Annotated in this window: 5 protein-coding genes and 1 pseudogene; all 6 read right to left on the reverse strand. The window is 65.3% G+C overall.

What is annotated here, in order from left to right; genetic code table 11:
• Positions 1 to 126: 126 nt before the first annotated feature.
• The 6 genes and pseudogenes from cas2 to IPG97_15565 all read right to left on the reverse strand — a co-directional run bounded on the left by cas2 (position 127) and on the right by IPG97_15565 (position 9,178).
• A complete protein-coding gene (gene cas2, locus IPG97_15540) occupies positions 127 to 420 on the reverse strand; it encodes a CRISPR-associated endonuclease Cas2 (GenBank protein ID MBK6857907.1) in 294 nt (97 codons plus the stop codon).
• Positions 417 to 2,036, reverse strand: a complete 1,620-nt coding sequence (cas1, locus tag IPG97_15545; GenBank protein MBK6857908.1) for a CRISPR-associated endonuclease Cas1 — start codon at positions 2,034 to 2,036, stop codon at positions 417 to 419. The genes cas2 and cas1 overlap by 4 nt, the downstream gene beginning before the upstream one ends.
• 272 nt (positions 2,037 to 2,308) lie before the next feature.
• A complete protein-coding gene (gene cas5u6u / locus IPG97_15550; protein ID MBK6857909.1) occupies positions 2,309 to 3,487 on the reverse strand; it encodes a type I-U CRISPR-associated protein Cas5/Cas6 in 1,179 nt (392 codons plus the stop codon).
• A 3-nt stretch (positions 3,488 to 3,490) separates the two neighbouring features.
• Complete coding sequence (gene cas7u, locus IPG97_15555; GenBank protein ID MBK6857910.1) at positions 3,491 to 4,477, reverse strand: type I-U CRISPR-associated protein Cas7; 987 nt, start codon at positions 4,475 to 4,477, stop codon at positions 3,491 to 3,493.
• Positions 4,474 to 6,726: a type I-U CRISPR-associated protein Csx17 gene (gene csx17, locus IPG97_15560; GenBank protein ID MBK6857911.1), complete on the reverse strand. Its 2,253-nt coding sequence runs from the start codon at positions 6,724 to 6,726 to the stop codon at positions 4,474 to 4,476. Before csx17 ends, cas7u begins: the two co-directional genes overlap by 4 nt.
• A pseudogene (locus IPG97_15565) lies at positions 6,723 to 9,178 on the reverse strand (DEAD/DEAH box helicase). The gene csx17 and the pseudogene IPG97_15565 overlap by 4 nt, the downstream one beginning before the upstream one ends.
• Positions 9,179 to 9,495: the final 317 nt, after the last annotated feature.

Consider the following 9,495-nt stretch of genomic DNA (forward strand, 5'->3'; position numbering starts at 1 on the left):
GCCGAACTGCGAGCGGTGTTGCTGGGTTCGTTGGCCCACGGCCTTTTCGGTTGTCAATGTGCTTGTGAGGATAGGCGGTGGTTGAGCGAGTGGTGCCCGGGGACAGACCAGGCACCGGAGCGCTCGTCACACGATGGTTGGGCCCTGATCGGGCATAGGTAGCGATGATCCCAGGAACTCGATGGTTGCGGTCGAGCGCCCCACCTCACCCAAGTCGATCAGTGCCACGCTGTCCACGCCTTGGTGGACCACGTCACGAAGGCTGTGTAGCAGCCCGATCTTCTCGATCGGGGTCAGGTCACACAGGAACACCGAGTACTGGAGTCGATACCCGTGACAGCGGACCACGTCATGGACACGTCTCAATCGCCGCTCGTCGCGGATGTCATAGGCGACCAGCCACCGGCGACGGGCGGTCAACGGGTCACCACCGGTAGGTACTCGGGGACCTCGCCCATCATGTGGGCGGCGAGCAGGCGGGCCTGTACCTCGATCACCCTTCTGTACGACACCTTGTACTGGAAGGTTGGATGTCGCAGCTCCGTTGCCATCCGGCGCTCGTACGCCCGAAGGACCGCCTTGCGACCATCGGCGGTCAGGGCCACTCCGCCGGCTCGAACCACGAAGTCAGACTCACCAACCTCGCCGTTGTTGATGAGGTTGATCACCACCGACTCAGCCACGAGCGGCCTGAACTCTTCGATCAGATCCAGTGCCAGCGCAGGCCGGCCGAACCGGGGACGGTGGTAGAAGCCGAGGTAGGGATCGAAGCCAACTGCTAGGAGGGTGACGGTCGCCTCCTTGGCCAGCAATCCGTAGACGAAGCCCAGTAGGCAGTTGACAGCGTCCAACGGTGGGCGACGGTTTCTCCCCTCGAAGGTGAAGGGCGCGCCCGGCAGTCTCTTGTCCTCTCGGAGCATCGTCTGAAATGCTGCGAAGTACAGACGCGCCGCCGCTCCCTCCAGGCCTAGCAACGTCGGGATGGACGAGGCCTGCCCTGCTTGTTCGGCTAGAGCCTTGAGCTGATCCAAGGTGCTCGGCGAGCGTTCCCGTCCGTTACGACGCAGGAGGACCCTGCTGTTGCGGATCTTTCCCTGGACGATCCTGCGGGCGATTTCGGTCCCGCCCTGGGCCGCCGTGATCACCTGACGCCTGCGCAACTCGACGTTCCTTCCTGGGAGCCCGGTCCCAACGCCCGAGAACCATCCGCCGTAGGAGAACCAGCAAACCGGAATCTCACGCGCGAACAACTCACGGAGCAACTGGGTTGAGATCTGGACGTTTCCGTACAAGCAAACCTGGGATACGTCCAGCAACCGGACCGAGTGGAGAGATTCGCCCTTACGGGTCACCTTGATGCGTCCCTGGTCCTTCCCGAGCCAGGTTCCCTGCTCGGTCACGTACATGGGCTGAGCGGCGTCGTGGGTTGGGATCAGACGGCGCGGCGGCATGGCTTGCCGTTCGGCCAGGGTGTTCATCTCGTCCGGAAGGCAGATCCCCACCAGCGAGCAGCGTGGACACTTGCGGCTGTCCACCAGCGGGGGCGGAGCGGTCTCGGACTCGGCCACGGCACGGAGCTGACCGACGAGCTCGAGTGTTCTGACGATCAAGGCATCGTCGAGCATCACATCGACGCGCTTCCTGGTTTCAGCAAACCAGATCACTCCACGATCGCAGTGGAAGCCGTTCTCGCGCAGCACGAGTCCTTGGACGCAGACCTGGACACGCTCGGGTTCCCATGCCCGCTCCGGGGTGTCAGGCGGGGCCCCACGTTTCGTCTCAACCGGCACCACCTCGCCACCACCTACCCCCTCGAGCAGGTCGACCTTGGTGATCAGCCCAAGGCGGTCGGAGGACAGCATCACCGAGCGAGCAACCTTGACCTCCCCTTCGTCGGGCCTGGGAACTGACCCTCCTCCGTCGTCAACGGCCCGGTGAACCCAACGTCCGTGCACCGTGTCCAGGTTGTCGGCGAACTGAGCGTTCACCCACTCCAGGTGGAACAGGCGCGGGCAGTAGGCGAACTCGTTGACCATCCGGGCGGGCACGAGTTGCGGAACCGCGGGATCCACGGCGTTGACCTACTCGGGCTCACCCGGTACGAACATCCCCAACCCGAAATGGCTCAGTGCCCCCAAGCAAAGCGGGCCGGCCACCGGTTCGTGAAACGTGAGCTCCAGGCCCGTGCTGCGTCGGTGGTCCGTGAGGCGTTCTCGACCGGGTCGGTGAGTCCTGAAACTGGTCCAAGGCCCGTCGATCAGTCGCACCTGCGCCGGCGGCAGGAACGGAACGCGAGCTCACGTGCCACCTAGTCCACGACGAAATCATCCCAGGACTCGCCCCGACGCCGATGCCGAGGGGGAGCGAATGGTGTCGAGCTCCTCCAAACCATGGATCGACCGAACAGCTCCGGAACGATTCGCTCGGCTATCCCGTAGCCCTCGACCACCAGCCCGGCATGGCGGACGTCGCTGATTCCGCCTCTGCGCAGTTGGCGAATCGAAGTCAGTGCCTCCAGCACGTCGGCCTCGAAACCACTCGGGGCGTAGGCCACCAGCGATGTGATGTACGGACGCTCACCATCGGGGAGGGCCAACCAGTGCACATGGTCGTGCTGGGCCTTTGCCTTGTCTCCCGCCGGGTCCTTGCCACTGAGTACCGGTGGAGCGGGTCGCTTCTCGGGTCCGCCGTAGCGGCTTAGCGCGGCGTTGCGGAGGGTGTCGGCCCACGCCACCGAGGAGTGCACCGAAGGAGGAGCGGGAGTGGACAACGACCATCGCACAGTGTTCACCGCCGAACGCGGTCGAGGTCGACGACCGATAGCGGGTACCGCCTCGGGCGGACGGGGGTAGCGAACTTTGCGGACACCAAGCGGTTCGAGGCGGCGCTGGGCACCCCGCATCTGTTGGGTGCTGATCGTGAGTGCCTTCTCGTCGAGAGGCCTGGCCGGGATCATCAGCTCGATGGTGTCGGAGCGGCCGGTATCAACCGGCAGCGGCTGAACTTCCTGGCCACCGTGATCAGATCCCGGGAACTCGACTCGGGCATCGCAGATCGACTCGGCGCGCCCTATGTAGGAAAGCTCGTCGGCCAGCAGTCCGAAGGCTTCTAGCTGCTCCGCGTCCAGATCCACGGCCCAGCGGACCACCAACTCACCATCCACCGGGAGAGACAGGAACGTATCCAGGACCTTGGTGGTATCGGTGGAGAACCCCTCGCGGTGGTCCTTCCCCGGGAGGTAGTGACGGGTATGAGCGCCAGCGTGCTCGGGGACAAGATATGTCGGGGCTTCGCTGAGCTCGTCGAAGAGAGCCAACACCACCTCGCTGGGGAGGTCGGGGACACGGTTCTTCCAAGTGGCGTACAGCGCTCGCAGCAACCGGAAGGGCGACGGAGGCCATTCCACAGCTCCCTCGTTGGCGCTGTGACCCCACGGAGTGGCGTGGTAGCGCCCCAAGGGGAAGCTGAGCACCAGGTCGACCGCCACGGGCTACGCCTTCTTCTCTCGTTTGGCTGAAGCCCATCGAACCTCGATCGGACCACCACCGCCGAGCAGGTCAGCGCAGGCCGTTATCCCCGCTCGCACCTCGGCATCGATCGACTCGAGCGAGGCGAGCGCCTCGCCGGATCGATCGATGAACTCGTCCGACACGGGTTCCAGATCACACGCCGTACGCAGCCGCAGCGGTTCAGCCAACAGGGCGGCGATCTCCCATCGGGCAATGGCATCGAGCAACGCAGTTGCATCTTCGGAGAGGCCGTACGAGCGGATCTGGCGTCGGTCGATGCTGAACGAGGCGACGATCTGACGGGCAGTCCACTCGGTGCGGTGGAACGGGATGGTGCCGTATCCCTCCGAGCTGCCGCCGGTGTCGCCGATCGAGTGACGGACATGGTCCTTCTTCACGCCGCCCAGCTCGGCTCGCCGGACGTCGACGGCATCGATCCCCGCCGAGATGGCCCGAGCGATCTTGGGTTGGCCGGGCCACACCTTGGCCGACTCGGCAAAGAACACACCGTGGACCAGGCAGAAGGGGTCCAATGCGAAGACGGCCGATGCGATCTCTCTGGGAGCCAGCGGCCTGTCTTCTCTGAGGTTGAGCCGCTCGCGGATCACGTCCTTCATGTTCGTGCCGTCGAGTGAAGCCTCCTTGATGAAGGCTGACGCCAGCCGGTGGGCCTCGGTGCGGCTGGAGGTGACGTAGGAGTCATCGTCGTCTCGAACGACTCGGACGTACGGCAGGCCGGTGAACGTATCGACCGGCTGGTCCGACAGTGGATCCCAGGCCGTCCCCTCCAGCCGGTTGGCCATCGACTGTGCCGACTCCACCACCAGACACCCGACCCACTCCTGGGTGTCGCGGTCATACCGGTCGAACCGCGCGGCGTCGAGGTCGGGAAAGCCTGTCGGCTGGAAGCGGTCGCCGGTGGCAGGGGTCAGCTCGACGTCGAGCAGGAATCGTTTGGCGTTGGTCATTGAGTTCCCTCCAATTGGGTGAGTTGGATCCTCGGCGCTAAGGCCGGAGAAGAAGCAGCTGAATTGACGGAGACATCGGGGCCCGCGAGGTCATGGAGCAGCCGAGCAGCAGCAGATGCTCGATACGGGGTCAGACACGCGCTGGCAAGGAGCGGACCGGTTGTCGCCATGTCGGCGCGGACGGTGTTCAACGCCGGGCTACAGCCCGAGATCCTCAGGCGCCGCAACGCGTCCTCGACAACCTGGGTCGACCCGTCGGCGCCACCCGAGCGCAGGAGCCGAGCCCATCGCGGTGACGGACGCAGCCAGACCTCGCCTCCGGACCGGTCCACAAGCACCCGCTTCTGGAAGAAGGGCAACAGGACGGAAAGCGCGGACGGGATCGGCTGCGTACCGGCTGCCCCAGGGCTCGACAGTCGCAGATCGGCACTGGCAGCCCCTCGCCAATCCAAGAGCAGCAGGGCGCCGAGCAACCGGCCAAGGCGGTCGGTATCGAGGCGACCTTCGACCAGGAGCACCAGGTCTTCAATGCTCGCTGGAATGCCCAGATCCCAGCCGACAGCAGGGCCCTTCACCACCGGTTCCCCCATTTCCTGGGCGTCCAAGGCGTCACGGAAGCGAAGCTCCATCACCTCGGCCAACAGGTCGGCCACCGACCGACGACCCAGCCCGTCGACCCGTGGCTTTGCCGGTGCCCACCCCACTCGCCCGCCCGAGTCTAGCCGGATGGGCCGGAGGAAGAGCGCCAGAGATGATCCCCTTTGGTTGGCGTCGCTGAGCTGGCCCGCCGCATATCGGTCCCGGGCCGATGCCAACGCGGCCGCCAAATGCAGTTCGGCAGTCCCATCATCGAGGAGGGGTAGCCACTGGGCGGCCACTAGGCCTTGCCCGAAAGCGCCGACCGGGACCGACTCGGCCCTTACCCCCCTCGATCGGGCGACGGCGAGCTCCAACTCGGACAACGCCATCAGGACTTCTTGGAACAGCCCGGCGATGTCGGTGCCGGTGGCGGTGGCGCAGCGGAACTCGGCAGCTTCCACGCGGCGCCGGGCCGAGGCCACGCCCGATGGGACGGTATATGGCAGGCGCTCCAGCCACCCGTCGACCTGAGCCAGCACCTTCACCTCGGGCCGTGACCCGACCATGATCTCCCCCAGGGGGACCGCCAGGTAGCTGAGTCCGTAGCGCTGCACCAGCCCGTGGCGAACGAAGCGTTCGATGCCTCGGTCGACCCCGAGCGAGGCCGCCGCCTTGGCGAAGTCGGCACCGTTGGCGGCATCTGAGTTGCGCCACGACGCCCGACCTTCGCCGATCAGCCGACCGACTTCGGCTGCGGTGGCGGGCTGACGCCACACCGGCGCCCACAGCTCGCCACGGGATTCCTCGGCCGGGGCCGATGATGGGTGCCCGACGCTGGTCGAGTCCACGCAGAAGGGCATGGCGGCACGAGCCCTCGTTCCACCACCGAGGCGTCGAGCAGCTCCGCTGGCGAACACCAACCCTCCTTCGATCATCAAGATGAAGGCCCACGGATTCAACAGTGCGGTGCCACCACCGGTCGGGCTGCTGATCCCGGGCTCGGCCGATGCCGGCGAGTACTGACCCCCCGGTTTCTGGGCGAGCTCGCCCGAATTGTCACCGAAGAGGGCGGCGCGGAGCCAGGTACGAGGATCTGGGTCCTTCTTACGTCGTTCGACCAGGAGGATCTCGGCTAGGCGTTGCATGAAGTTGTTGGAGAAGTCGAGCCTGCCGTCGTTCCCGCCCGTTCCGAACACCGGCGGGAACGCCAGACGGTCGCCGGCAAGAACGACCGAGGCATCCAGCCATTCGACCGCCTCATCAGGCAGCGCAGCCCGGCAGCGGGCGATCTGACGGGCCTTGGCGTCGCGGCCCTCGTCCCATCCCGGTTCCTTCACTAGGTCGCGTCCGACGGCGATGGCTCTGCGATAGGGCTCGAAGCGATCGGTTGTTGAGCGTTCTATGGCCGCGATGCCAGCCTGTTGATCCTTATCGCCAAAACCGCTGCCACCGTTCCACGGTGAGATCACCGGCGTCGGTGCGTACCCCTCGGAGAAGAAGTCCACAAGGTTGTCTGGGGTCAGGGTCGTGGTCAGGTGGAACACATCACCGTGCCATTCACCGGTAGCCGAGGAATCAGCCTGCATTCCGACTAGCCTCAGCACGCCGAGAGCCTGAAGGAAGCTTCCGAGCGGTCGGGTCGAACACCCGGCAAGTGCGATGGTGCTCATGGCAGTTCCTCCCCTACGACCTGATCGGCAGCAGCAGACGCACGCCAGTCCGCCAGGCGGACTACCGCTTCCAGATAACCGAGGCGGAACGGACCCAGATCGAGCCGGTCCCGAAGTGGCAGCATCCGCTGGCTCCACGATGGTTCACCACCCGGACCAGACCCGAGCTTCATCACCGAAAGGTCCATGCGGGCCCGCGGTAGAGACGTCTCGCCGAGATCCAACGGCGGTAGCTCCTCGCCATGGACGACGCCCAGCGCCATCACCGCAGTGTCATCGCCATTCGGGGCCACTTCTCCCGGCATCGACCTGAAGCCAAGGCGAACCCGTCCGTGATGGGCCGCTACCAGGTAGACGACCAGGTCCGGTTCCTGCTCACCGTCCAGCAGTGATCGCCCCTCGGTCAGCAACGCCAGCGCCGATGCCAGCTCATGACGGAAGTAGCGGCGCGAGTGACGGGAGCGGTGAGAGCCGGCCGACTTGGCCCACGGGGAGCCCGCGGCATCTGCTTCCGCCCTTTCCATGTCCGTGGCGATGGTGCCCTCGAGGGTGGCCTGGAAGACCTCGTGGGCCTTTCCCCAGTCGTGGAGTGCAGCGGCTCTCACCGCCGCAGTTGCCTGCCCCGGCCCCAACCCCAAGGGCGACAAGGTCGCCAGCATGGTGGCGGTCTCGTCTTCTACGTCTCTGAGGTGACGACCGAGGCTCAGCCAGCGCTTCCTGGTCATGGACACCGGGTCACCTTCGAGGTCGTTGTCCGTTTCGAGGACAGAAATCTCACCGTGCACGTCAACCGGATCCACCGAGCGCTTCGAGGTCGGCGCCCAACCCAGTTCGGGGTCGTATCCACCCTGATCTGAGTCGATGATCACCACCATCCCGGGACGCAGGTCTCGGGTTCGGCACGCAACCCAGCGACCCAGGATGTGATCATGACGCCAGGCCGCACGGTCCCCGATGGCCTTCGAATCGGCCAGCGGAACCGAGCACCGTTCCGCCCTGACCGGGAGCGGGTGACCCTCAACAGGGGGCTGGCCTCCCAGGTCCTGCCACGCCACCGCCACATCTCGCTCATCGGCGTCACGGATGAAGCGGGAGACATCCAGATCGGCCCCCGACAGATCCGGCAAGGTGTCGAATAGTTCCAGCAGATCGCGCCGCCGAAGCAATGCATGGACTGGGCCCGGTCCCGAGGCGGGGGCCAACTCCGCCATGGCCGCAGTGGTCATGGATCGGCCCTCGAGATCGTCCAGCGCCCCGATCGCGGCCTTGACGTCGGATTCTTCGTAGGGCGCCGAGTCGGGAGGTTCGCACCACAACAACCTGGCCGTGGCATTGCGAAGACCTAGTCGGTTGCAGCGACCCGCTCTCTGCACCAGCGACGACCAGAGAGAGGCCTCGGTCAGCAACGTCTCCGAGGTGATGTCAACACCGGCCTCGAGCACCTGAGTCGAAACCACGATGAGCCCCGGTCCGTCAGGGTCGACCTCTGCCGTGGCGGTAGCGAGATGGCGGGCCCGATCTCCAGGTCGAAACCGAGAATGCACCAACACGACCGGGGCATCACCGACCTGATCCCGCCGCTTGGTGACCTCCTGAAAAAGGTCCGTGGCCCGCCGGACGGTGTTGCAGACGACCAGCGTCCGGGTACCGGTGGAATGGGCACCGACCACGGCGGCGGCCAGGTCCTTGATGTAGGTCTTGCGCTCACCAACCTCGACCTTCTCGATCCGCCTCGACGCTTGGAGACGGACACCCAGCGACCCGGTCCGGTCTTGGTCGGAGAGCGCGACAAAAGTGGAGACACCGGGAAGGTCGATGGTGGCGAGCTCGTCGTGGTCAACGGTGGCCGACATCCAGGTCGACGAACAATCCGCGGCCACTCCGAGGGCACGCCGCAATCCTTCGAGCTGACGGCTGGTGCCCAGACCGGGGCCCATCAGCTGAACCTCGTCGAACACCCAGGCACAGTCGTTGTTCAAAAGTCCGAAGTCGATGGGCCACATCCACCGGCTCTCGCCGTAGCGGCGGTTGAGAGCCGCGGATAGCGCCATGTCCTGGTGGCCACGAGCACCGCCGGCTTCTCGGGTAAAACCCGCCATGCGCCTGATCGACGGCCTTCGCCTCCCATGAGGACATGGCACCCGACCTGATCCTCGATGCCCAGGTTCGCCAGCCATCCCCGCACGTTCTCGGCCACCTGCTCGACCAGCGTGCGTTGGGGGAGGACAAAAACCAGGCGTCTGGGTGTCGCGGTTCGAACCGCAGGGTCAGGGTGGAACTGGGACCGCCAGAGCCACGCCAGTGCGACCATGGTTTTTCCACACCCGGTGGGCACTTCGACCAGCTCCGGCAGACCGTTCTCTGCGATCTGGCGTTGGTAGGGATACGGGTCGAAGCCCACGCCCTCTCCGCCAGTTGCCCGTTGCCAATAGTCGTGCAGTGCGTCAGCCATCCGATTCCCATCCCCCATACGTCGTGATGTTCATACCAGCCCGGTGTGACAGCTGCCGGCCGGAGCGGGTCGACTCGGGTTGGGGTTGGCTGCAACCCACAATTCCGCAATGGAGGCTCCGGCCTGCCCCACGAGTGTGCTCCGATCGCCGGTCATAGTCCAGCGACTTCTCTTTTAATTATAGGTTGAAGCCAGGGCGCTGTGCACCTAGCCGCTCAAATCCGGTCATGTCTGACCCGATTGTCCGGATAGATTTCAATCGTGCGTAGCTTCACCGATCTCACCGGAAAGGTAGGGCTGGTCCCGGCAAACCTGGT

The organism is Microthrixaceae bacterium, assembly GCA_016702505.1.
Lineage (GTDB): Bacteria > Actinomycetota > Acidimicrobiia > Acidimicrobiales > Iamiaceae > Aquihabitans.